The organism is Citrobacter amalonaticus, from assembly GCF_002918555.1.
GTDB classification, from domain to species: domain Bacteria; phylum Pseudomonadota; class Gammaproteobacteria; order Enterobacterales; family Enterobacteriaceae; genus Citrobacter_C; species Citrobacter_C amalonaticus_A.
Map to the genome: position 1 here is coordinate 16,280 of NZ_PQMB01000006.1, position 20,343 is coordinate 36,622.

The following is a 20,343-nucleotide window of genomic DNA, read 5'->3' on the forward strand; positions in this document are numbered from 1 at the left end:
AAATCCTCCCTTATGCCAGACGCAACGCTTCAAGACGGCGCAGGTCGAAGTCGTTCAGTTCGTCGGTGTAATCAGTGGTGATCGGCGCTGGCCACTCGCCAGTGTCAAAGCCGGTAGCGATAGCGCGCATCGCCTTGCGGTACTCGAGCATGCCCAGTTCCAGTAGTTCGGCGGATGCCTCGATGATAGCAATCCAGTGGTAGTTCTCGTCTTTGTTGACGAAAATCCAGAAGAACTGGTCCAGTGCTGCGGTCTCGCAATACATAGCCGCGCTCAGGTGGTAGTCACGGTCGATGATTTCCCGGTGCAGTTTGCCGCGCAGGCCTTCCTGCTTAATGTTCCACATGCTGATGGTTTTCAGGTCGGCGCCGATGCGCAACCCGTCCAGGTCGATTTCCAAATCCGGGCGTACACGGACTTCGAGTCCGGTTTCGTCGTCGAAGCCAAAGTAGCTGACTTCTACAGCGCGGCTCGGGTGCTGAAGCAACATGCCGGCAGTTGGGTGCTGGAGCAGGGCTTTCTGAATGGCCAGCGCGGTATTCAGTTGCTGGCGGGTGACCAGCACTTTCCCTTGCGGATTCTCGCGCCACGCATCCAACAGTTCGTCGGCGAAGACGGCATCCGAATTAACAGATTTCACGGCCTGAATAAGATCTGATTTGGTCCCGGAAACTTTCAGCTGTTGAGGCTTCTGCGCTTCCTGTGCAACCAGGTCAGGATTGATGATTGCCAGCTGCTCGAGTAACGCATCACGGCTACCACTGGTTTTCATCTGTGCAGGCAGAGTGGCGTTGTATTCCTTGATGCAGGCTTTAATCGCCGCTGCGGTCTGCTTCTGATCCGCTTCGATACGCTGGTACTCTTCGGGCAGCGACATATAGCTCTGGCCGGTTTCCTCGGCTGAACCACCCAGCGGCACCTGTGCAGGCAGAGTGGCGTTGTATTCCTCTAGCAAAGCTTTGATATTGTCAGCGCTCAGTTGTGCTGGCAGGCTGGCGTTGTACTCATCAATAAACGCGCGGATCGTTGCCGTGGTGGTAAATGCGCCTTCCGGAATTACGGGCTCAACGCTGAACTCTTCATCGAGCTGCTCGGGCTGCAACGCCAGCGCATGCACCAGGTTACCCATGTCCAGAACAGGAGAGCGTTCTTTGATAATGGTTTTCTCTACGTGGCGCGCATTGAAGTACATCAGCGAAACACGTGCGTCTTTCACCTGGGTTGAGCTGATACCGTTGGCTGCGTGATAAACCTCGTTCGGCAGACCTTCATAGCGACCTGGCTCGAAGTAAGCGGGGTACACAACAGCCGGTTCGTCAGATTGCGCTTCTGGCTCGGTTTGTGCCAAAACTGGTTCAGTCTGGTTTACAGAATCGCTATTTTGGGCGACAGAATCCGTATTCTGGTTTACATCGGCTTGCTGGCCGGTATGTGACTCTTCACCAGTTTCCAGACTGCTTTCGCCTGACTGCACTTCATCACCAGCCTGTTTTTCATCACCGTCAGTTTCTTGAACCTGCACATCGCTGGTGGTCTCCGTAGCCTTTTTCGTACCATGAGTTGCTGAGTTCTGCAGCAAAGCCGTAACGTCGAATATTCCGTTGCCGACATTTTTAACCAGTTCTTGTTCGACTTTCTGCGGTTGTGCTGTCGCTTCCTCTGCGCGGCGGCGTGCTCCTTCTTCACGCACGCGTTGCAGGTTCTCTTCGTGAGTGCAGAAGGATTTGCGCGGAGACTCTTTACTTTCAGGTTGGGGAATTTCCTGTGTTGCGGGTTCAGCTTCATGAAATGGCAATAACTCAACCGCAGCATTGAACGCGGCAGTCATGGTCTGGTTTACAAATTCAAGATGAGCGACAGGAGTGAGATGAATATTTTCCGGTGCGATACGTACCAGGTTAAAAATGGCCGTGCGGTTAACGCCAAGAACGCCAGGTTGATTGCGCAGGATGCTGCTCCATGATTTCCATGGTTCTTCTTTTTTGGTCACGATTTCTTTAGCGCGGCGAAGAATGCTGCCAGGGATCTCGAAGTGGTTGAAGTCCATCGGCAGAAGGGCACAGGCAATCTCTAAATCGAGAGTGTCAAGGGTGTGGTGTGCATCAGGTCCACGGTCAGTGACGTGACCGCCATCGGCATTGGTTCCGGAATCAGTACGCTGCACGCTACTGATGCGATTACCTGCAGCCCATTCGCGTGCCAGGATGCCGCGGTCAATGTAATCAGTTTTGAACCACACCGTCAGGAACTGGATAACTGTTGCCAGATCAGGTTTTTTCCCGTCGACAGGGAATACTTGCTTAACGGCTTTCACGACTCTATGGATGTCGAGATCAACAGCTTTTTTGAATGCTTCCACATTCTCAGCAGCCAGCAGCAGGTTTTGGACGTACGCGTCATCGGTGTCCATCTCAAGGCGGACAATCTCATTTTTCTGCCCGGCATCGACGTGATAGAGATATTCACCATCACCGATGAACTGAGCCAGTACGCGCTGGCGGAATGGCAGGGTGGCAACGACGATTAGGTTCGGTTGCTCTGTCTGCTGAGATTGATCTTCAGTACCGACTTGACCATCAACGACATTGTGATCAGCTTGGCTATTTTCTTCCTGCGCCGCATCGTCCGCTTTTGATTTTACGTTCCAGGTTCGCTGGTCTTCGGCAAGTTCGTAACGATCACACCAGGTGAAATCAACTTCACCTTCTTTTGGCAGACCGTCAACAACCGGGAAATCAGTGCGAATTGGTTTGGTGTAGTCCTTACCACGGCCCGTTTCGATGCCAGCGTCTTCCAGAGCAACATCCAGCATCAGGTTGGCGCGAGCCTCAGTTTTTGCAGTGAACCAGACCACTGCATCTTGCTTTCCGGATTTCTGAGTGGCTTTAACCACATTAAAGAATTCCATGTGAGATCCTCATTTTTGGGTGTTAGAATCCCCGGACCATTGATAGCGCCCATTGGGTGTGTTTTTGGTTTTGTATAAATTCCGGTGTAACTTTGGTCGGAAGCACCGGACGTACAGGCCCGCCTTGCGCGGGTTTTTACGTTATGACTCGTGGGCCATCTGGTCGTGAGAAGCGCAGCACCCGGAACAATACTCTTTCTCTTTGCGCGCCAGCTGTGAGCCATTGCGATAGAGAAGGGTGCTTTTTATTACTTCTTCCGGTTTAACCGGCTTGCTGCAGTAACCGCATTTCTTCTCAAGCATCCGGATCCCCCTTCTGTGCCAGCAGGTAGCACAGCTTACGTAAAAACACCTCAATACAATTCAGCATTACGGCCTGCTGCCGGACTGGTTTGCGTGCGAAATCAATCATCGTATGACTCCAGTTCTCCAGAGAGAACGCCGCGTATTTTTTGAATCTCGCTACGTGAAATATCGCGTTGTTGATGCATGAAACGTTTAACAAGAGATAGAGCTTCGAGAACTGTATCTTTGTCTTGGTAGTTCATGTTCTCAATAGCGGACATTACTGCTGAACGAACCAGCTCAAGATTTTCTAATCCAGATAAAAGCTCTGCTTCTATGCTTGCGAATCCTGCGTATTTTTTGGCTAGTCTCAGTGGGTCTTTCATCTCACCCTCGATACGTTGTTTCTGGAACTCAGTGAACTTCGCTGGTGGCGCCGCGGCGCTGATCTTCACGGTTGAGCGTTTTAACTCTGCAATTCACCACCGCGAAGCTCACTTCTGTGTTTGCCCTTATCGCCAGGCTGGCGGAACGTTTCAAACCTACTGCGCGTTAATCTCACCACCTCATTCCGGGCTTCGTATGCGCAGGACCGCTACTTCGTGGGCGTCCTGCCTGAGTGGTTCGTGGTGCGTTTTGATAATTTATTAAACACAAAGTTTAAAAGCATGTCAACAAAATGAGTATTTTGGTATAAACATATTGTTTAAATTCAGAGGCTGCTGCGCGTATTCCGCAGATTTTAAGCAAAAAAATCCCAGCTCTGAGGCTGGGATTGGGGCAGAGGCGGCGATGTGATAACTATTACAATATCAATCTTGAGCGTTTTTTGTCCATTCAGGTAGTTTGATAAGAGTGAATCTCGGTCTTCCTTCGCCGATAGTCTTTTTAGAAAATGTAGCTTTAGCCTTCACGCCTAAGTGTCTATTGATAACGTTCGGATCCTCAATAGACCTGTCAATTTTTGCGGTTTTTATCTCGGTACAACCTAGTTCGATAAACTCGCATTGGCGTTTATTTGGTAGAGTACCTAAGAAGAAAATATCTGCCTCGATAATCTCCTGTTTTATGTTGTCACTTCCTAATAGCTTATACGTATTTTCAAGCTGCTTTGGCTCTCGGAAAGAGATACTATAGTTGTTGTTTTTTAGAGTAAAAACAGTTTTATTTTCATATAGATAATGAATAAACCCTCTGATTTTATCTAATGCTCTTTGATCAAGATCTTCAAGGGCATCGGATAGTTTTTCATTATCACCATCTAAGCTGGCTTGTAAAATTTGTTGGGTCTTTTCTAAGGCCTTTGATACAGGAGTTTGCTCATCAAAATAGAGAGGTGCATCTGGTCTGAATTCCTCTAACACAAAGCCAAAAGAGCCCCTGGCCGCAGATGTAATCATTAAATGATTGTTTTCAATGTTTGGTATTTTTCCTGATGAAGGTAGTGGACCATTGAATGCGCTAGCAACGTACGCTATTGCATCATTGAAAAATGATAGTGCTTTTGTGCCGAATGATGCAGAAATGCCATGGGTCCCCATTACTGTAGGGCCTTTGAATGTGAGAACTGCATTGGTCGGCTCGTGTTTCAAGAGGTTTGCTTCTGAAATTATACTCTCAACTTTCTTAAGACGAGTTTCTAAACTTCTTCTGCTAATAGAAGAGCTTTCGGGCGTGCTTTTCAATAGGTTGCTTAGTTGTTCGCGTTCACTGAGTGCGAACATATAATCGTTACGATTCATTGTTTGCCTCCTCAGCATTACTTGCATTAAGTATAGTTAACGCAACAACATCAAGTTGCGGGTTTAATGGGATTTGAATAAATCCCTTCCATGATAAATCACGTTTATGTGCCCACATACTGTACCAATATACAGTTCTATCGACAAGATAGTGACCCGGAGCGTCAAGCCCCTCATAGTACGAATCTACTTGGTAATTTTTTTTAACAAAATCATGATCAAACAACTCGGGATTTCGATTTATTACAGATGAGTCATCGTCACCCGGGAGGAACTTGAAAAAAGTAACAACATCTACATCATTGGGCGAGCGTCGCTCAGTAAGTTCTATATTTTCTGTGAAACTCCCGTCAACCCACTGAAATCCATCTGTTAGTCCAACCTGGCTCAAGCATGTCCGGTATGCCAAAAAACCTTTGAGAATCTTTCTTCGTGTTGCTGTGAGAGCAAACATATTAACAAAATTCACTATGTCCATTACGTATGGAGAGCGAGCATGGCTGGTAGGGTCAGCCTCGTCTATTGGCGGAATCACTCCCATCGAATTCCACAGTGGGGTGGTCAATGTAGTCAATGGCGATCCTTTGTAATCATTTTAAAATTGATAATATTTTTATTTCAATCCGTTGAATTTTATTGATTTATTCTAATTTTGTAATCCGACCCTTCATGTACTTCTCGTACATAGCATCCAGCTCTTTTAGGCGTAAAGACAGCACCCTGAGGAAATTCTGCTTTTCTTCATCGCCCGGAAGCTGACGATAGAGTTCGAGCAATCTCCTTTCGTCGGACTTTAATCCGTTCTTCTCGTCGACCTCTTGGCCAAGAACCCACTCAAGACTCACCCCAAGCGCATCTGCCAGTTTTATCGCTGAGCTTTTCCCAATTGTGCCACGTACGAACCAATTATTGACCGACTGAGCACTGACTCCGCAAATGCGGGCCATGTCTGACTTGGTCAAATTCTTAAGTTCGAGGATCTCGTTAAGCCTCTGCACTTGTGGGTGATTAATCTGATGAGTTTTTTCTTTCATAACATAATTCTAAACCAAAAGTTTATTAGCTCAATATTCAAAATGTTGACATGTGAATAAACATTTTGTTTAATTCAATAATTGCCACTGGAGTCAAATATGAAAGCAATTGATAAAGCCATTACTAGAGCAGGAACCGCATCCCGGTTAGCCGAACTACTGGAAGTAAGCGCAATGACCATCAGTCATTGGCGGAATCGTTATCAAGGCGTGGTTCCTGCTGATCGGGTACTTCCAATTTACAGCGCTACTGGAGTGACCCCCCACGAACTGCGCCCAGATCTCTACCCCAATCCCACTGACGGTTTACCAAAGTAGGAGCTTTATATGCAGACACTTACTTATCAAAATGATAGCGACATTCCTCGAGGGGGAATGATAAATCGCGCTCAAACATATAAGGGACCATGTCACGAAGATATTCGTGATGCCGTTCGCTCATGGGCGGGTGTAGATGGTCAGGATGTCGTTTCTGCTCTGATCATCGAAGCGTACCAGGCGCAAGGGGGAGACGAGATCACTTTCCCTGATGACCTCAGCCGACAGCGTCAGAAGCTTTTCCGCTTCCTGGACAACCATTTCAACAGCGAACGGTACCGCGAAAATGTTCGCCAGCTGACTCCGGCAATACTTACTGTTCTTCCACTCGAGTTCCGCAATCGCCTGCTACCCGAAGACAACGTAATGGCCCGTCTGGCTCGGCTGGAGAAAGAAACCAGCGAAGCGAAGATTGCCGTCGCGATGAATGCTCCACGTCATCAGAAGCTGAAAGAGTTGAGCGAGGGGATCGTGGAGATGTACCGCGTTGACCCGGGTTTAACTGGCCCGCTGATCGAGATGGTGCAGATGATGCTGGGTGCGATGTGAGGGGAAACAGCAATGAACCACATTAGCCAGCAGAAGGTGCGCGAATACCTTCAATACAACGCTGAAACGGGTGAGTTTCACTGGAAAGTAAGTTCAAACGGAAGAATCAAAATCGGTCAGGTTGCCGGGTGTCTTGAGTCATCTGGGTACATAAAAATTCGCATCGAAGGAAAAGCATACGGTGCCCATCGCCTGGCATGGATTTTCACCTACGGCGAAATAGGTAACCAGTTAATTGATCACATCAACGGCGATAGGGCTGATAACCGAATTTGTAATCTTCGACCAGCTTCGGCACTGGAAAATTCCCGTAACAGGAAAGACCAGAAAAACCAGAGCGGAGCCAGAGGTGTTTACTGGAACCAACCATACGGTAAATGGCAGGCGAGTGGATTTAAAAACGGCAGGTTAATAAGCCTTGGATATTTCGAAAACAAGGAGCAGGCGATTGAAGTTGCAACAGACTTTAGGCGCAAAGAATACGGCGAGTTCTGTCCAAAACTGGAGGGGGTATGAGTTGGGAAGATTTTATCGAAAAGCACGTTCGGGAAGAACTGGTCCGGCAGGGCTTTACTGCGGCAGTGGCGCAGGGGGGGGGCATTTCAGGCTGTCGATATGTACAAGCGCATGTCTCAGGCAAGTCGCAAAGGGAGGATTTTTGATGATGTTTTACGTTACGCGAAGTTATGGGCTGAGAAACAAACGTTGCCGGCGGATCGGTTTGAATCGAAACGCGCTAAACGTGGTGGTCAGCAAGGACTGTTCAGAAAAGGGTGAAGACCGCTGTGTTCCAGCACAGACGGCCTTCGGGTGCAATTCGTTGCGTACTCATTGCGAGGTCATTATGACAAAGAGTTTTTCAAAATACCAGGCAAGGGAGGCATAGCTATGTCGAATGTCGCCTACGCCGATTTTGCGGCGCGTACCGCCGTCAGGAGCAACCGGATGGAGAACCAGAAGACCGGATTCATCCCGTTGTACCGGAGTGTACTGAAGAAGCCCTGGGCTAAAGATGTCTTCCTGCGCACACTATGGGAGAACCTTCTGCTGGGCGCCGCCCGCCAGCCCTACACGGCAAACTTTAAAGGCCGGCAGTGGCCATTACAAACCGGACAACTGGTGACCACGTCGGCAGATCTCGGGCTGAAATTATGCGACCGAAATGGGGAGCCAACAAGCCGTCATGCAGTGGATCGAATGCTGTCTCTTTTCGTGAAAGAAGGGATGATTTCAACCGCTGGTGAGAAGAGAAAAGGCACTGTAATTACCATCACAAATTTCGCGCATTACGCTCAAAAAATGGACGATTTACCCGCGCATAACGCCGCGCATAACAGCGAGCATAGCCCCGCGCATAACGAACCCAGTAATGGCGAGGCTTCGGGAGTGGATGCCAAGCATAACCCCGAGCATAAGGCCGCGCTTAAGCCCGAGAATCATGAACAAGAAGTAATATTAAATACTAACGTATTTAATGTACGTCAGAGAATTTCAAAAATTGTTCCTGATGCAGCTGTCCAGACTCCGAAAGGTGACAAATGGGGGACATCTGACGATCTCCGTTGTGCAGAGTGGATGCTGGCGCTGCGCCAGATCACCAAACCATCCCTGAAAAAACCGAACATGGCTGGCTGGGCGAATGATATACGCCTGATGCGCCAACTGGACGGACGCACCCACAAAGAGATTTGTGAACTGTTCCGATGGGCATGCAAAGACTCGTTCTGGTACAAAAATATTCTCTCCCCCGCAAAGCTCCGCGCCAAGTGGGACACGTTAACCCTTCACCGCGAAGACCCTACCCGCAAGCCACGCGCAGATGTCAGCGCAAACAAATCCGAAACTGGCCCGCACTGGAACAGTGCTAAAGCATGGGAGAAATTTATATGACCCCGGATCTTTATCGTGCGATTCAGAATCGCGACAGCGAAATGCTATCGCGCATGGCTGGCGATTCTTATGACGACAGAAAAGTTGTTAACACTGACGCTGAAGAACAGGTGGATATGCTTTTTGAAAACCTCATGCAGGTATTTCCGGCATCCACTCAGACGAACCTACGTACTGACGCTGATATTCGAGTTGCAAAGCAGCAATGGATTGCCGCTTTCGCTGAGTCAGGTATCACCTCCCGTGAGCAGCTTTCTGCCGGAATGCAGAAAGCCAGATCCAGCCAGTCACCGTTCTGGCCGTCGCCGGGTCAGTTTATTTCGTGGTGCCGTGAGGGGAGTGGTGCGCTGGGGGTCAGTGTGGACGACATCATGAGCGAATACTGGCGCTGGCGGAAACTTGTTTTTCGCTATCCGACCAGTGAGCAGTTTCCATGGAAGGATAAAAACCCGCTGTATTACCACGTCTGCCTGGAGCTTCGCCGTCGTGGAACAGAGGGACAGTTCAGTGAGAAGGAACTTATCCGAACCGCTGGTGACATCCTGCATGACTGGGAAAAGCGAGCACTGTCCGGTAAGCCGGTACCGCCAATCCGTCGCGCACTTGCAGCGCCGAAAGCAGCTACTGGCCCAACACCAGCAGAGATGCTGATGGCTCAGTACAAACAACGCAAAGACGCCGGATTAATTTGAAAGGTGGGAAATATGAACAAGTGGAACAGAGCTGAAATCATGATCATTCGGCAATGCGCCGGGACCATGACGGTAGAAAACATTGGTCGACTTATTGGCAGAACTGGCGCTGCTGTACGCACTAAAGCACGTGAGCAGGGCATCAAGCTGTATCTGCGCGGTGATCACCATCAGTCAGCCCGGCACCGCCAGCATGATGTTGAACTGGCGAGGGAGTTGCACCGCGAAGGCGTGAAACGTCGGGATATTGCCGAAAAGCTGGAAATGCCGCTCAGCGCAATTAACCAGTATGTCTATTTCGAACGGAGAGTACAGGCATGAAACCAACATACGAAGAACTTGAGGCTAAGTGCGCTGCGCTGGCTGCTGAGAACAGCCATGCGCGTGAGCGCCACGTATTCATCCGTGCGTTGGCAGTTTCGATTCTTGAGCATAGCGGCGGCCGCATGGACTGGCGTGGCGCAATGGAGGACGCAACCGAACTACTGCAAACGGTGGATTCAGTGTATGCAAAAACCCCAGCAACCGACGCTTTCCTGGCTGAAGTGCGGGCGCGTGCTATCAGGAGCGCCCTGAGCGAATCCTCTGATTATCTGGATACCGACTGCGTTATGGAAAGGCTGGATATCAGCTATGAAGATGCCGAGTTACGCACATGCGGTGCTATTGAACTGCATGATGCGTTGGTTGCTGCAGATAATGAATTACGCCAAGGAGCCGCCATGCTTCAGAGTAAAGCCGAACCTGTAACGGAGAATTACAAGTTGCGGGAACGGGTACGCCGCGAGCACGCTGAGTGGTCAGATAAGACGTTCGGCGATGTCGGTCCAGTAGGTCCACTGAAACACCTCTCGAAAGAAGCTCTTGAGGCAGCAGCAGACCCGTCCGACTCGCTGGAGTGGGCTGATATGCAGTTCCTGCTATGGGATGCTCAACGCCGCATGGGAATTTCTGACTACTTCATCACCAGAGCAATGATTGAAAAACTGGCGATAAACAAAACGCGCCAGTGGCCTGAACCGAAAGACGGTGAGCCGCGGCTGCACATCAAAGCGGATCAGTACCAGGAGGACAAGTGATGGACCCGCAACTGGAATACGCCACGAAGCGTATCGTCGAACTGGAAAGTATGTTGCTGGTGGATGTTGAGGAAACCGTCTGGCCAGACGAAGTGGAAATGGTCTACAGCCAGGTTGAAAGTTTCGGGGAGCTCCCGGCACATCACCAACGCCGCCTGAAACATCACATCAACCGCATGTGGCTGGAGAATATGCCGGTACCGTCAATTATCGCCGCGGCCCGTTCGCTGGCATGCGTGATGGGGAAATACGAGTGAGAGAAATCATTGTTGATAATTTTGCTGGTGGTGGCGGTGCGTCAACCGGTATTGAAATGGCGATCGGTCGCAGTGTTGATATTGCAATCAACCACGACGAGAACGCTGTGGCGATGCACACGACGAACCATCCAGACACTCTGCACTACTGCGAGTCTGTATATGAGGTTCGACCAAAGATAGCTACCGCAGGTCGTCCGGTGGCGCTGGCGTGGTTTTCTCCGGATTGTCGCCATTTCTCGAAAGCCAAAGGTGCGAAGCCTGTAGAAAAAGCGATTCGTGGTCTGGCCTGGGTAGTTCTGCGCTGGGGGCTGGATGTTAAGCCCCGGGTGATGAAGCTGGAGAACGTCGAGGGGTTTAAAACGTGGGGCCCATTGCTGGCTGGTGAAATGCGACCGGATCCGGCCCGCACAGGTGAAACCTTTGAGGCATTTATCGGCATGCTGACTACCGGCATTTCTGCGGATCACCCGGCGCTGGTGGAGTGCTGCGAATTCCTGGGTATTACACTTGACAGTGAAGACGCCGCGCGTTTGGTAAGAGGTCTTGGTTATGTCGTGGAATATCGAGAGTTGCGGGCCTGCGACTACGGCGCACCGACAATCCGGAAAAGATTTTTCATGGTTATGCGTTGTGACGGGAAACCGATAGTTTGGCCGGAACCAACACACGGGGATCCTAAATCACCAGCGGTACAGGCTGGAAAACTGGCTCCGTGGCGAACAGCTGCGGAGTGTATTGACTGGTCCATTCCCGCGCCGTCGATCTTCGACCGCAAAAAATCATTGGCTGAGAACACACTCAAACGTATAGCTCGCGGGATCCAGCGTTTCGTTATCGACAGCGCATCGCCGTTTATCGTGAAGTGCAACCACACCAGTAGTCGTTCAAGTTATGACTGTTTCCGTGGGCAGTCACTGGAAGAACCGCTGCAGACGATCACGAAAAAGCATGGTTACGCAATCGCAGTACCACATCTTACAAAATTTCGTACCGGTGCAACCGGGCACGTAGTCACCGAACCCGTTCCGACAATCACCGCCGGTACCTCACAGCGTCCGGGAGGGAATGGTCATGCTTTAGGCATTGTGGAGGCTGCCCTAACTCCTTTCCTAGCTGGCAACGGCGGTAGCGAGTACCAGGCTAAACCGCGCCCGCTGGATAAACCTGCTCACACCATTCTGAAGCAATCCCGCGCCTGTCTTGTTGCGCCAGTGATAGCCCGCCAGTTCGGGGCCAGCGTCGGACACCGGGCAGATGAACCGAGCGCAACCATCACCGCTGGCGGTGGCGGCAAATCTCAACTTGTAACACCCACTTTGATCCAGATGGGTTATGGCGAACGCCCCGGGCAGGAACCTCGCGTGCTGCAACTCGAAAAGCCGCTGGGGACAGTAACTGCAGGTGGTAACAAATTTGCGGTGACCAGCGCTTTTCTGGCGAAGCACTACGGCGGTAACTACTCAGGATCAGGCGTCGGGATGGATGAACCAATACATTCGGTAACGGCTGTTGATCACCATGCTGTTGTGACATCTCATCTTGTCCATCTGCGCGGATTCTGCAAAGACGGTCAGAAGACTGACCAGCCGCTGCCGACGATAACCGCTGGTGGTCAGCATGTAGGGGTGGTGAAAACTACACTTGCGGTCGATGAGTACGACGAGCACCGCGCGCAGCAGACGCTGGAGTTCCTGCGGGAATACTGCGGTGAGGAATGCGACGGACTGGTGGAGATTGACGGTATTACTTATCGAATCGTTGATATTGGCATGCGCATGTTGCAACCGCATGAGCTTTACAAGGCCCAGGGCTTCCCTGAATGGTACATCATCGATCGGGATTATCGGGGGCAGAAGTACGCTAAGGACAAGCAGGTTGCGCGATGTGGTAATGCTGTTCCGCCGCCATTTGCAGAAGCATTAGTGCGGGCTAATTTACCTGAACTTTGTCAGCAGAGAGGGATTGCTGCTTAATAAAACACTGTTAATTCAAACCTCTACGACGGGTTATTTTTAATCAATACTGACATGAATTAACAATTTGTGCTCTTAAATCATTGATCATTTCAATACTTAGGTGTACTGTACAAATATACAGTATGTGCGGTGGAGGCCATTATGAAAGTCGAATTAACCATTGATCGCATGAAAGAACTTCCTAAAGGTGCGGTACCAGCATTGGAGAAAGAATTGCTGAAAAGGTTGGGCAATCAGTATGAGAACTGCAGCCTGAGCATACGACGTGCAGGCTCCGATGGTTTAAGTGTGTTTGGGGGTGACAAGGACGACAAAAAGAAAATCGAAGAAATCCTGCAGGAAACATGGGAAAGCGCCGACGACTGGTTTTATTAATATTGCGCTTAAGGCTGGCGCGCATTTTTCAGAATATCGCAATTTGCGTATCCCTTTTATGCTGCTGCCGACAATCTTTAATCGCGTCTGTACGTCGCTCGAAGGGAGAACAGAGTGTGAGTGATTCAGCTTTGCAAACGTCAGAAGACAACTGGTATGACATAGTAAGACGGTCTGACGGCTGCGTGGTGTTTAGCTTTCCTTCATCGGGCAGGCATCTAATCTATCGCGTCAATGGCATGGTTTCTATGCGGCCGTTACTGGATGATGAAGAAGTCTTTACTCCCAATGGCTTTATGCAATTTATCCGACGTCTCGGCTACCGGGTAACACCACCTTCTGATAATATGAAATCAACGGTCTGAACAACCGTAACCTACTGCGCCACGGAGAGAAACCATGGCGCACGAACTACAACTCATCAAGCAGTCTTCAGGAATCCTGATCCCCGCTACGCCGGAGACCAGCGATATTCTGCAATCAAAAATCAAACTCGGTGCCGTGCTGGTAGCCGAATTTCGTCAGGTGAGGAACCCCGCATTCCATCGCCGATTCTTCGCATTACTCAATCTCGGTTTCGAATACTGGGAACCTACTGGCGGGGCGATCTCTTCCAACGAACGTAAATTGGTGACCGGGTACGCTAAATTCCTCGCGGCATTTGGTGGAAACGAAGGCGCACTGCTGGATGCTGCCGAGCAGTATCTGGAGCAGGTAGCCAGTCGCCGAATTACCAATGGGATCAGCCTGTGTAAATCCTTTGATGCGTACCGTGCATGGGTAATTGTCGAGGCCGGCCACTACGACGCAATTCAATTGCCTGACGGAACTCTTCGTAAACACCCCCGCAGCATAGCTTTCGCCAACATGGACGAAACCGAGTTCCAGCAACTGTACAAAGCCGCGCTCGATGTTCTGTGGCGCTGGGTATTATCGCGGGCATTCAAGAACCAGCGAGAAGCGGAAAACGCCGCTGCGCAGCTTATGAGCTTTGCGGGGTGATGGCGATGAAATATTCATATTTTCACCACACGGAATGTACCAACGAGCAGGCAGATCGCCTGATTGCAGATTATCGGGCTCGCGGTATCAGGACCGAAAAAAGCCTCAACCCTGATTTCCTTACCTGGACGGTCAGCGTGAAATTGCCAGAGTGCGGACGTCTGGCACGGACGCCGAGAACTTTCCGACAAAAAGTCTGGGGGTGAACATGGCTAATCTTCGAAAAGCTGCGCGTGGCCGGGAATGTCAGGTACGGATCCCCGGCATCTGCAACGGTAACCCGGAAACGTCTGTACTGGCGCATATTCGCCTGGCTGGGTTATGCGGTACCGGAATTAAACCACCTGACCTGATTGCCACCATTGCGTGTTCGGCCTGTCACGACGAAATAGACCGCCGGACGCACCTGGTGGATGCGGACTATGCAAAGGAGTGCGCGCTGGAAGGTATGGCTCGCACGCAGGTTATCTGGCTGAAAGAGGGGCTCGTGAAGTCATGAACCAATACCACATTTCATTACCCTGGCCGCCGAGCAATAACCGTTACTACCGCCACAATCGTGGGCGCACGCATATCAGCCCAGAGGGGCAGGCGTATCGCGACAGCGTCGCCAGAATCATCAAAGACTCAATGTTGGATATCGGCCTGACTATGCCGGTGAAAATCCGCATCGAGTGCTACATGCCGGACCGCCGCCGCCGTGACCTTGACAACCTGCAAAAAGCTGCGTTCGACGCTCTGACGAAATCCGGTTTCTGGCGCGACGACCAACAGGTTGATTACTACAGCGTGAAGAGAATGCCGATCGTCAAAGGCGGCAAACTTGAGTTGACCATCACCGAGCTGGAGTCCGCATGACTTTCGAGTCCTACTTTACCGATCACCTCCGCGTTCGCTGGCAGCGATTGCGCTTATACCATTTTCCCGGCTCTGTACTGACGGACTACCGAATACTGAAAAATTACCTGAAAACTTATGCTGGATAAACACGATGAACCTCGAATCAATCGCAAAATACTTTGCACCGAAATCCCCGATGTTCAGTGATTCCTCACGAGCAACAGCTACAGACAATCTCACTGGTACTGATGTGATGGCCGCTCTTGGCCTCGTTAATACTAAGTGCAGATTTGGTTTCGATCTTTACCTGGCAAAAATTGGCATCAGCAGCCCGGATCGGGCAATGGAGGCTCTATATGGTTCAGCCGTTGAGATATCACGACATTTCAGACCAGTTACTGAACTCGATGAAGGGTTACGCCAACGAGTTCTCGAAATACTGTGCGCTTTTGCTTATCAGGATTACGCCCGTAGTGCGGCAAGCGTTCGCAGATGCGACTGTTGCGATGGGGACGGCTTTACCGAGGCGGATATTTTCACAAATAAAGTTCAGTACCCGGATGGGAAACCGCCTAAATGGGCAAAAATCACGAAGGGGGTTTGCCCTTCCTATTGGGAAGAATGGAAATCTGTTCGGGAAACAGCACGCGTTTTATGTTCGGCCTGTAACGGCAAAGGTGTTATCAGCAATGCGTGTCGCTGCCATGGAAAAGGGAAGGTACTGGACAAGAAGGAAACGGAGTTGCAGGGCGTGCCGGTTATGAAGGTGTGCGACCGCTGCAGCGGAAGAGGTTACGCCCGGCTGAAGTTCGCCAGTGTCCTGGAGGGTGTCCGCACTGTATGGGATGTGAAGAAAACCACGGCATATGATCACATACAGCCGTTTTTTGAATTGCTGGTGGAAGAGTGTCACAGACAGGAGGGATATGCAGACAGTGCATTGAAATCTGTTACTCGGTAGTTTTTTTCCACAAAAGGTAAATTTTAGAGAAAAAAGATATTGTAGTTTACGGAATTCTCGGCTAGTATCGGCTCTAACGCTGGGAATCCGTTCAATCGTTCCGAAGCAACAAAATTATAAGCCTCGCCATCGTGCGGGGCTTTTTCGTATTCACCTCCATGTAGTAAGCAAAAATGTTGACGCGGTAGGCATAAATGTTTACTATAATCCCATGTTCAACAGAATGGAGGAATGGTGAAGCAAAACGAGTTCAGGCGGTGGCTTGAATCTCAGGGGGTCGAAGTTTCAAACGGTACTAACCATCTGAAACTAAGATACAACGGGAAGCGAAGCGTAATGCCAAGACATCCCGGCGATGAGATAAAAGAACCACTGAGAAAGGCGATACTTAAACAATTAGGCCTCAAATAATAAACCAGCCCTTCGTGGCTGGTTACTCGGAAAGCTTCATCAGTACGATATGCGATATCCAGTAACTTTAACACCCGACAGTGGCGGATATGTAGTTTCATTCCCTGATGTGCCCGAGGCATTAACTCAGGGCGATACGCGGGAAGAGGCGCTGGCCAACGCACTGGATGCGCTCGTTACAGCATTCGAGTTTTACTTCGAAGATAACGAGCGAATTCCTGAGCCTGGTCCGGTAGTCGATGAGTTCGTTGAAGTGCCATCAAGCTTTGCAGCAAAGGTTCTTATGCTGAATGCCTTCGTTGAATCGGGAATTACCCGTGTAGAGCTGGCGTCTCGCATGGGGATCAAGAAGCAGGAAATCACACGCCTGTTTGACCTGAACCACACGACGAAAATCGATACTATCAGGCAGGCGATGGCTACCATGAACAAGCCTTTGACCTTAAGCTCATTTGTTCAGCTTGATGTTTACCAGGTGAAGGATGCCGATGATCAGCTTTCTGTGATGCTGAAAAGAGGGGAGGTAGTCTACTTTGCTGCCTCACCTATCACCAACCCGAAAGCGGTTTATTTATATTCCGGTGTGGTCGTTGCAAACGAGTATCCAGAATCCAGCTTCATCGTGATTAAGGATTTTATTCAGGTGGGAAGTGATATTCCTGAACTCGTGACTCTAAGTAAACAGCCAGTGATGAGCATCGTTGCTGAGGTATCTCATCTTGCTGCGAACTGTCTAATTAAATAAAGCTACTCTCATGCAAAAGGCTTGCTTCGGCCGGCCTTTTTTATGCCTTCTGTCTGGAACCTTTAGGCCATCGAGTCGACATTGCCTTACCCCCATATTGCCCGCTTGTCGCGGCCTTTTAAATTTTCAGGCTCACGGGAATCATCCGCTGCGTGCTCTGTTGATAAATCACGGCCCGAGCAGCCTGACCCCTTTTAATCTCACACAGCGCCATCCGAAGAATCGGAGGTGAGGCTATGACCAGAATGAGCACCATTTACAGCAGACTTTCATATGGAACAGGCACCACGCTGACCGGCTGCGGTGTATCAGCGAAGGCATACGCCGAAACAGCTAAAACAGCAAAAGAGGTGTCCTGGATGTTGGCCGACAGAATTGCAGGATTAAGCCTGAGCGACTGGGCAATTATTGTCGGTATCGCATGCACTGTTATTACCTGCGCAGTGAACTGGTATTACCGGCGCAAGGAAAGGGAGGACCGGCTTAATGGCAATGTCTACGGCAACCAGAAATAAACTCAGCGCGGCTATGCTGGCACTTATTGCCGCTGGTGCATCGGCCCCGGTTTTATTAGATCAGTTCCTGGATGAGAAAGAAGGTAACAGCCAGACAGCATACCGAGATGGCGGTGGGATCTGGACTATCTGCCGTGGCGCCACAATGGTTGATGGTAAGCAGGTAGTGCAGGGCATGAAGCTTACACAGGCGAAATGCGATCAGGTCAACGCCATCGAGCGGGATAAGGCTTTGGCCTGGGTGGAACGCAATATCAAAGTACCACTGACAGAACCGCAGAAAGCAGGCATCGCTTCGTTTTGCCCTTACAACATCGGCCCCGGAAAATGTTTCCCATCAACGTTTTACAAGCGCATTAACGCTGGCGACCGTAAAGGAGCCTGTGAAGCAATCCGCTGGTGGATTAAAGATGGGGGCCGCGACTGTCGTCTGACCAAAGGCCAGAAAAATGGTTGCTATGGTCAGGTAGAGCGACGCGACCAGGAAAGCGCGTTGACGTGCTGGGGGATAGACCAGTGAACAGAAGCGTCGTTGTTGTTGGGATGGTAGCTATCATCTTCATCGCGGTGCTTTGTGTGCTGCTGACCCGCAGTAATGCCGCGCTGACCACATCTGAGAGTGATAACTTGGTGCTGCGCAGTGACAACGCCCTGCAGGCGACGGTAATAACCACTCAGGCTTTCAACTTCAACCGGTTTAACCAAGTGGCCGAAAACGCCAGTCGACTTAACTCACTTATTGATGCTAGTTCCGACAAAACTGTTATCGAATACCGGGAGATCCTCCGACGTGAAAAAACATGCGATCTGCCTGTTCCTGCTGATGTCGCTGGTGGGCTGCTCGAATACACGTACCGTTTACGTTCCAGCGCAATGCACACCGATACCGGGAACGCTGATGCAGCCGGTGATAGTCCCGTTGCCTCCCGCGCGCTGACGTACTGCCAGGCCGTACTCTGGATTAAACCTCTTCTTGCAGCGATAGAGAAGGCAAACAACCAACTTGCAGGGATTAGAGAAATTGAAGAGATAAAAAGGCAGAGGGAGGTTGGAAGCGATGCGGGTAATTAGAAAACATAAAAATAATCTCGCTCTATAGAATTATGTAAATTAATTGTAAGTATGGTTTTTTAATTTCTAATTAATTAATGACATGGATGTGTTTGCGCAAAATAATAACCGCCTCGTTAATTTTTATGGTTTTTTTTAACTATACTATAACTACAGCGACTTGCTGGAGAATAAATTGGAGTTTCCCATGAATTTTTACTCAATGAACATATCTCCTGATCAATCTAAGAACAAGGATAGAAAAAATGATGATGAGGAAAAGAATAAAACGAAAAAAACACAAAAGTAAACATAATGCTTTGTTGTCTTCTTAGTAATTTAAAGGTGGTTTTATGACAGACCGTCCTGATATAGTTGATCCGATGCCTGAAGATTTACCCTTCCCTGGAGAAGATAAACCTATTTATCCAGATGACGGAGAACCCTCAGAGCCAGATAATCCCGAAATTGAAAGGGATTTTCCTAAATGATACGCATCATAATAAACCGTCGTAATCTAGGCGGTTTTTTTATGTGTTGATGATTCGATTAGAACTTCGTATAAATGAAATTTAAAAAATAAGCAATGTTGTTTATTTTTGCTACTTAAGTGCTCTACGGTTTAAATGGCTCGGTATGAGCCATTTATTATTTAACGCCGCCCAATCAAAAAACCAATTATAAATGCGGTGGTCGCAGCTACGGCGACGCACGTTATTGGATTGGACTCTATCTGACTCTTGATGTTATCTGTACTTGTTCGCACTGCATCCCCTGCTCTGGATGCGTATTTTCTTGCTGTATCATTAAATTTATGGTCAGGTGACTCCAGAGCCTCACCATAACTTTCCTCCAGCTCACCATGAATAATATGGTTTTTATCTTTTTTTATACCAAACATAAACTAAATCTCCAATAATTAGCGATCTATAAAGTATAGCAGTTAGAATAAATGCATATGGGAAACGCTGATAATGATTTGATATATATTAAAATGTTCTAATAATTTTATTTGCTATATTTTCAGGAGCTATCGGAGATATGCTATGTGATATCTAACCTATAATCTAAGTGCATCGATTCCTTAAATTACCGGCTAAATAGTTATGACTGTTTTTTTGCGTAGTACTGTAACAGGAAAAATCGTGACACAAGATGAATGGTTACATTCGTTAAATGAGTCGGAAGGTGAAGGCGGTTCATATTCCCATGCTGATGAATTTATTGAGGTTGTACAGGACGGGAAAGGTGACTGGGTTGTGAAAAATCCCGATAATTGCTCCAGAGCCTAATGATGGTGCTGTTACAATTACGGTGCAAAAGATAATAATCTTCATAACTAATTTTCGGGCTGATTCAGGGTATGACTGGTATTGCTGTAGACATGCATGACTATAATAAATCGAAGTAATGTCAAATATACGAGAATAGTTGGTTAATAAACGAACTGGTTGTGATATTGTAAACCATACTCATTTAAAGGTTAACCATCATGTCATATTTTGATAACGCAATGCGTCGCGTTGGCCTTGTAGCCAGCATGACTGTTATGTGTCCGATATGTGGGCATAATTCCACACAGTCGACTACGAAAGTACGACAGCAACAAGCGTTGCTTTGTCCTAAATGTAAATCGTTATTTGTCATTCACAACAAGTAGTTCGTGAGAGAAATAAACCCAGGCCTCGCAATTGCGGGGCTTTTTTATGCA

The 20,343-nt window shown here is 49.0% G+C and carries 31 protein-coding genes and 3 pseudogenes; 26 read left to right on the forward strand and 8 right to left on the reverse strand.

Annotated features, from left to right (window positions below; all coding sequences use genetic code 11):
• Positions 1-10: 10 nt before the first annotated feature.
• The 7 genes and pseudogenes from C3432_RS22690 to C3432_RS22715 form a co-directional block, all read right to left on the reverse strand.
• Entirely contained in the window at positions 11-2,908 is a 2,898-nt protein-coding gene (locus tag C3432_RS22690; RefSeq protein ID WP_103779156.1) for a RecE family exodeoxyribonuclease, read from the reverse strand.
• 141 nt (positions 2,909-3,049) lie between these two features.
• Positions 3,050-3,211: a YdaE family protein gene (locus C3432_RS27740; RefSeq protein ID WP_181012968.1), complete on the reverse strand. Its 162-nt coding sequence runs from the start codon at positions 3,209-3,211 to the stop codon at positions 3,050-3,052.
• A pseudogene (locus C3432_RS28120) lies at positions 3,204-3,323 on the reverse strand (hypothetical protein); the annotation flags it as partial. The gene C3432_RS27740 and the pseudogene C3432_RS28120, both read right to left, overlap by 8 nt.
• Positions 3,313-3,579 (reverse strand): hypothetical protein, encoded by a 267-nt coding sequence (locus C3432_RS22695; RefSeq protein ID WP_103779158.1) that lies wholly within the window; start codon positions 3,577-3,579, stop codon positions 3,313-3,315. The gene C3432_RS22695 and the pseudogene C3432_RS28120, both read right to left, overlap by 11 nt.
• Positions 3,580-4,005: 426 nt before the next feature.
• A complete protein-coding gene (locus C3432_RS22705) occupies positions 4,006-4,935 on the reverse strand; it encodes a hypothetical protein (RefSeq protein WP_103779160.1) in 930 nt (309 codons plus the stop codon).
• A complete protein-coding gene (locus C3432_RS22710; RefSeq protein WP_219816767.1) occupies positions 4,925-5,509 on the reverse strand; it encodes a DUF6932 family protein in 585 nt (194 codons plus the stop codon). The genes C3432_RS22705 and C3432_RS22710 overlap by 11 nt, the downstream gene beginning before the upstream one ends.
• A 67-nt stretch (positions 5,510-5,576) precedes the next feature.
• Complete coding sequence (locus C3432_RS22715) at positions 5,577-5,969, reverse strand: helix-turn-helix domain-containing protein (protein WP_103779164.1); 393 nt, start codon at positions 5,967-5,969, stop codon at positions 5,577-5,579.
• A 99-nt stretch (positions 5,970-6,068) separates the two neighbouring features.
• Here C3432_RS22715 and C3432_RS22720 point away from each other — a divergent pair, with 99 nt between their 5' ends.
• The 24 genes and pseudogenes from C3432_RS22720 to C3432_RS27750 all read left to right on the forward strand — a co-directional run bounded on the left by C3432_RS22720 (position 6,069) and on the right by C3432_RS27750 (position 19,123).
• Positions 6,069-6,287 (forward strand): transcriptional regulator, encoded by a 219-nt coding sequence (locus tag C3432_RS22720; RefSeq protein ID WP_103779166.1) that lies wholly within the window; start codon positions 6,069-6,071, stop codon positions 6,285-6,287.
• A gap of 9 nt (positions 6,288-6,296) precedes the next feature.
• The gene (locus C3432_RS22725) at positions 6,297-6,836 is read left to right on the forward strand and encodes a toxin YdaT domain-containing protein (RefSeq protein WP_103779168.1); all 540 of its coding nucleotides are present in this window, start codon (positions 6,297-6,299) and stop codon (positions 6,834-6,836) included.
• Positions 6,837-6,848: 12 nt separating this feature from the next.
• Entirely contained in the window at positions 6,849-7,352 is a 504-nt protein-coding gene (locus tag C3432_RS22730; RefSeq protein WP_103779170.1) for an HNH endonuclease signature motif containing protein, read from the forward strand.
• Positions 7,349-7,498, forward strand: coding sequence for a hypothetical protein (locus C3432_RS27745; RefSeq protein WP_181012969.1), 150 nt, complete (start codon positions 7,349-7,351; stop codon positions 7,496-7,498). The genes C3432_RS22730 and C3432_RS27745 overlap by 4 nt, the downstream gene beginning before the upstream one ends.
• Before the next feature lie 226 nt (positions 7,499-7,724).
• Positions 7,725-8,726, forward strand: coding sequence for a replication protein (locus C3432_RS22735; RefSeq protein ID WP_103779172.1), 1,002 nt, complete (start codon positions 7,725-7,727; stop codon positions 8,724-8,726).
• Complete coding sequence (locus C3432_RS22740) at positions 8,723-9,418, forward strand: replication protein P (RefSeq protein WP_103779563.1); 696 nt, start codon at positions 8,723-8,725, stop codon at positions 9,416-9,418. Before C3432_RS22735 ends, C3432_RS22740 begins: the two co-directional genes overlap by 4 nt.
• A 12-nt stretch (positions 9,419-9,430) precedes the next feature.
• Complete coding sequence (locus C3432_RS22745; RefSeq protein ID WP_258041649.1) at positions 9,431-9,739, forward strand: DNA-binding protein; 309 nt, start codon at positions 9,431-9,433, stop codon at positions 9,737-9,739.
• A 446-nt stretch (positions 9,740-10,185) separates the two neighbouring features.
• Positions 10,186-10,470, forward strand: a pseudogene (locus C3432_RS28250) (DUF550 domain-containing protein); the annotation flags it as partial.
• A 26-nt stretch (positions 10,471-10,496) separates the two neighbouring features.
• A complete protein-coding gene (locus tag C3432_RS22755; protein WP_103779174.1) occupies positions 10,497-10,754 on the forward strand; it encodes a hypothetical protein in 258 nt (85 codons plus the stop codon).
• Positions 10,751-12,730, forward strand: a complete 1,980-nt coding sequence (locus tag C3432_RS22760) for a DNA cytosine methyltransferase (protein WP_103779176.1) — start codon at positions 10,751-10,753, stop codon at positions 12,728-12,730. Before C3432_RS22755 ends, C3432_RS22760 begins: the two co-directional genes overlap by 4 nt.
• 144 nt (positions 12,731-12,874) lie before the next feature.
• On the forward strand, positions 12,875-13,108 hold the full coding sequence (locus C3432_RS22765) for a DinI family protein (RefSeq protein ID WP_103779178.1): 234 nt from the start codon (positions 12,875-12,877) through the stop codon (positions 13,106-13,108).
• 116 nt (positions 13,109-13,224) lie between these two features.
• The gene (locus C3432_RS22770; protein WP_016066207.1) at positions 13,225-13,473 is read left to right on the forward strand and encodes a hypothetical protein; all 249 of its coding nucleotides are present in this window, start codon (positions 13,225-13,227) and stop codon (positions 13,471-13,473) included.
• Positions 13,474-13,507: 34 nt separating this feature from the next.
• On the forward strand, positions 13,508-14,110 hold the full coding sequence (locus tag C3432_RS22775) for a DUF1367 family protein (RefSeq protein ID WP_103779180.1): 603 nt from the start codon (positions 13,508-13,510) through the stop codon (positions 14,108-14,110).
• On the forward strand, positions 14,110-14,316 hold the full coding sequence (locus C3432_RS28130) for a hypothetical protein (RefSeq protein ID WP_103779182.1): 207 nt from the start codon (positions 14,110-14,112) through the stop codon (positions 14,314-14,316). The genes C3432_RS22775 and C3432_RS28130 overlap by 1 nt, the downstream gene beginning before the upstream one ends.
• Positions 14,317-14,318: 2 nt before the next feature.
• Positions 14,319-14,609 (forward strand): DUF1364 domain-containing protein, encoded by a 291-nt coding sequence (locus tag C3432_RS22785; RefSeq protein WP_103779184.1) that lies wholly within the window; start codon positions 14,319-14,321, stop codon positions 14,607-14,609.
• On the forward strand, positions 14,606-14,968 hold the full coding sequence (gene rusA, locus C3432_RS22790) for a crossover junction endodeoxyribonuclease RusA (RefSeq protein ID WP_103779186.1): 363 nt from the start codon (positions 14,606-14,608) through the stop codon (positions 14,966-14,968). The genes C3432_RS22785 and rusA overlap by 4 nt, the downstream gene beginning before the upstream one ends.
• On the forward strand, positions 14,965-15,096 hold the full coding sequence (locus tag C3432_RS22795; protein ID WP_103779188.1) for a YlcG family protein: 132 nt from the start codon (positions 14,965-14,967) through the stop codon (positions 15,094-15,096). The genes rusA and C3432_RS22795 overlap by 4 nt, the downstream gene beginning before the upstream one ends.
• A 5-nt stretch (positions 15,097-15,101) precedes the next feature.
• On the forward strand, positions 15,102-15,911 hold the full coding sequence (locus tag C3432_RS22800; protein WP_103779189.1) for an antitermination protein Q: 810 nt from the start codon (positions 15,102-15,104) through the stop codon (positions 15,909-15,911).
• Between the two features lie 234 nt (positions 15,912-16,145).
• Positions 16,146-16,322: a type II toxin-antitoxin system HicA family toxin gene (locus C3432_RS22805; protein WP_103779567.1), complete on the forward strand. Its 177-nt coding sequence runs from the start codon at positions 16,146-16,148 to the stop codon at positions 16,320-16,322.
• A gap of 49 nt (positions 16,323-16,371) precedes the next feature.
• A pseudogene (locus C3432_RS28135) lies at positions 16,372-16,767 on the forward strand (type II toxin-antitoxin system HicB family antitoxin); the annotation flags it as partial.
• A gap of 536 nt (positions 16,768-17,303) precedes the next feature.
• Positions 17,304-17,582: a phage holin gene (locus tag C3432_RS22815; RefSeq protein ID WP_103779193.1), complete on the forward strand. Its 279-nt coding sequence runs from the start codon at positions 17,304-17,306 to the stop codon at positions 17,580-17,582.
• A complete protein-coding gene (locus tag C3432_RS22820) occupies positions 17,554-18,102 on the forward strand; it encodes a lysozyme (RefSeq protein ID WP_103779195.1) in 549 nt (182 codons plus the stop codon). The genes C3432_RS22815 and C3432_RS22820 overlap by 29 nt, the downstream gene beginning before the upstream one ends.
• 23 nt (positions 18,103-18,125) lie before the next feature.
• A complete protein-coding gene (locus C3432_RS22825; protein ID WP_103779569.1) occupies positions 18,126-18,653 on the forward strand; it encodes a hypothetical protein in 528 nt (175 codons plus the stop codon).
• 332 nt (positions 18,654-18,985) lie between these two features.
• A complete protein-coding gene (locus C3432_RS27750; RefSeq protein WP_162835191.1) occupies positions 18,986-19,123 on the forward strand; it encodes a hypothetical protein in 138 nt (45 codons plus the stop codon).
• A gap of 161 nt (positions 19,124-19,284) precedes the next feature.
• On the opposite strand, the gene C3432_RS22830 is transcribed toward C3432_RS27750, so the two are convergent.
• A complete protein-coding gene (locus C3432_RS22830; protein WP_047499049.1) occupies positions 19,285-19,533 on the reverse strand; it encodes a hypothetical protein in 249 nt (82 codons plus the stop codon).
• A 244-nt stretch (positions 19,534-19,777) separates the two neighbouring features.
• Between C3432_RS22830 and C3432_RS27755 the strand changes: the two genes are divergently transcribed.
• Positions 19,778-19,924, forward strand: coding sequence for a hypothetical protein (locus C3432_RS27755; RefSeq protein ID WP_181012970.1), 147 nt, complete (start codon positions 19,778-19,780; stop codon positions 19,922-19,924).
• A 200-nt stretch (positions 19,925-20,124) separates the two neighbouring features.
• On the forward strand, positions 20,125-20,292 hold the full coding sequence (locus tag C3432_RS27855; RefSeq protein WP_219816768.1) for a YnfU family zinc-binding protein: 168 nt from the start codon (positions 20,125-20,127) through the stop codon (positions 20,290-20,292).
• Positions 20,293-20,343 lie beyond the last annotated feature (51 nt).

Coding starts and splice junctions, on each gene's coding strand:
- C3432_RS22775 (WP_103779180.1), top strand. CDS start 13,508: ATGGCGCACGAACTACAACTCATCAAGCAGTCTTCAGGAATCCTGATC.
- C3432_RS22745 (WP_258041649.1), top strand. CDS start 9,431: ATGAACAAGTGGAACAGAGCTGAAATCATGATCATTCGGCAATGCGCC.
- rusA (WP_103779186.1), top strand. CDS start 14,606: ATGAACCAATACCACATTTCATTACCCTGGCCGCCGAGCAATAACCGT.
- C3432_RS22795 (WP_103779188.1), top strand. CDS start 14,965: ATGACTTTCGAGTCCTACTTTACCGATCACCTCCGCGTTCGCTGGCAG.
- C3432_RS22820 (WP_103779195.1), top strand. CDS start 17,554: ATGGCAATGTCTACGGCAACCAGAAATAAACTCAGCGCGGCTATGCTG.
- C3432_RS22825 (WP_103779569.1), top strand. CDS start 18,126: ATGGTAGCTATCATCTTCATCGCGGTGCTTTGTGTGCTGCTGACCCGC.
- C3432_RS27855 (WP_219816768.1), top strand. CDS start 20,125: ATGTCATATTTTGATAACGCAATGCGTCGCGTTGGCCTTGTAGCCAGC.
- C3432_RS22765 (WP_103779178.1), top strand. CDS start 12,875: ATGAAAGTCGAATTAACCATTGATCGCATGAAAGAACTTCCTAAAGGT.
- C3432_RS22720 (WP_103779166.1), top strand. CDS start 6,069: ATGAAAGCAATTGATAAAGCCATTACTAGAGCAGGAACCGCATCCCGG.
- C3432_RS27750 (WP_162835191.1), top strand. CDS start 18,986: ATGACAGACCGTCCTGATATAGTTGATCCGATGCCTGAAGATTTACCC.
- C3432_RS27740 (WP_181012968.1), bottom strand. CDS start 3,211: ATGCTTGAGAAGAAATGCGGTTACTGCAGCAAGCCGGTTAAACCGGAA.
- C3432_RS28130 (WP_103779182.1), top strand. CDS start 14,110: ATGGCGATGAAATATTCATATTTTCACCACACGGAATGTACCAACGAG.
- C3432_RS22735 (WP_103779172.1), top strand. CDS start 7,725: ATGTCGAATGTCGCCTACGCCGATTTTGCGGCGCGTACCGCCGTCAGG.
- C3432_RS22755 (WP_103779174.1), top strand. CDS start 10,497: ATGGACCCGCAACTGGAATACGCCACGAAGCGTATCGTCGAACTGGAA.
- C3432_RS22725 (WP_103779168.1), top strand. CDS start 6,297: ATGCAGACACTTACTTATCAAAATGATAGCGACATTCCTCGAGGGGGA.
- C3432_RS22730 (WP_103779170.1), top strand. CDS start 6,849: ATGAACCACATTAGCCAGCAGAAGGTGCGCGAATACCTTCAATACAAC.
- C3432_RS22695 (WP_103779158.1), bottom strand. CDS start 3,579: ATGAAAGACCCACTGAGACTAGCCAAAAAATACGCAGGATTCGCAAGC.
- C3432_RS22815 (WP_103779193.1), top strand. CDS start 17,304: ATGACCAGAATGAGCACCATTTACAGCAGACTTTCATATGGAACAGGC.
- C3432_RS22800 (WP_103779189.1), top strand. CDS start 15,102: ATGAACCTCGAATCAATCGCAAAATACTTTGCACCGAAATCCCCGATG.
- C3432_RS22715 (WP_103779164.1), bottom strand. CDS start 5,969: ATGAAAGAAAAAACTCATCAGATTAATCACCCACAAGTGCAGAGGCTT.
- C3432_RS22830 (WP_047499049.1), bottom strand. CDS start 19,533: ATGTTTGGTATAAAAAAAGATAAAAACCATATTATTCATGGTGAGCTG.
- C3432_RS22785 (WP_103779184.1), top strand. CDS start 14,319: ATGGCTAATCTTCGAAAAGCTGCGCGTGGCCGGGAATGTCAGGTACGG.
- C3432_RS22690 (WP_103779156.1), bottom strand. CDS start 2,908: ATGGAATTCTTTAATGTGGTTAAAGCCACTCAGAAATCCGGAAAGCAA.
- C3432_RS22705 (WP_103779160.1), bottom strand. CDS start 4,935: ATGAATCGTAACGATTATATGTTCGCACTCAGTGAACGCGAACAACTA.
- C3432_RS22740 (WP_103779563.1), top strand. CDS start 8,723: ATGACCCCGGATCTTTATCGTGCGATTCAGAATCGCGACAGCGAAATG.
- C3432_RS27745 (WP_181012969.1), top strand. CDS start 7,349: ATGAGTTGGGAAGATTTTATCGAAAAGCACGTTCGGGAAGAACTGGTC.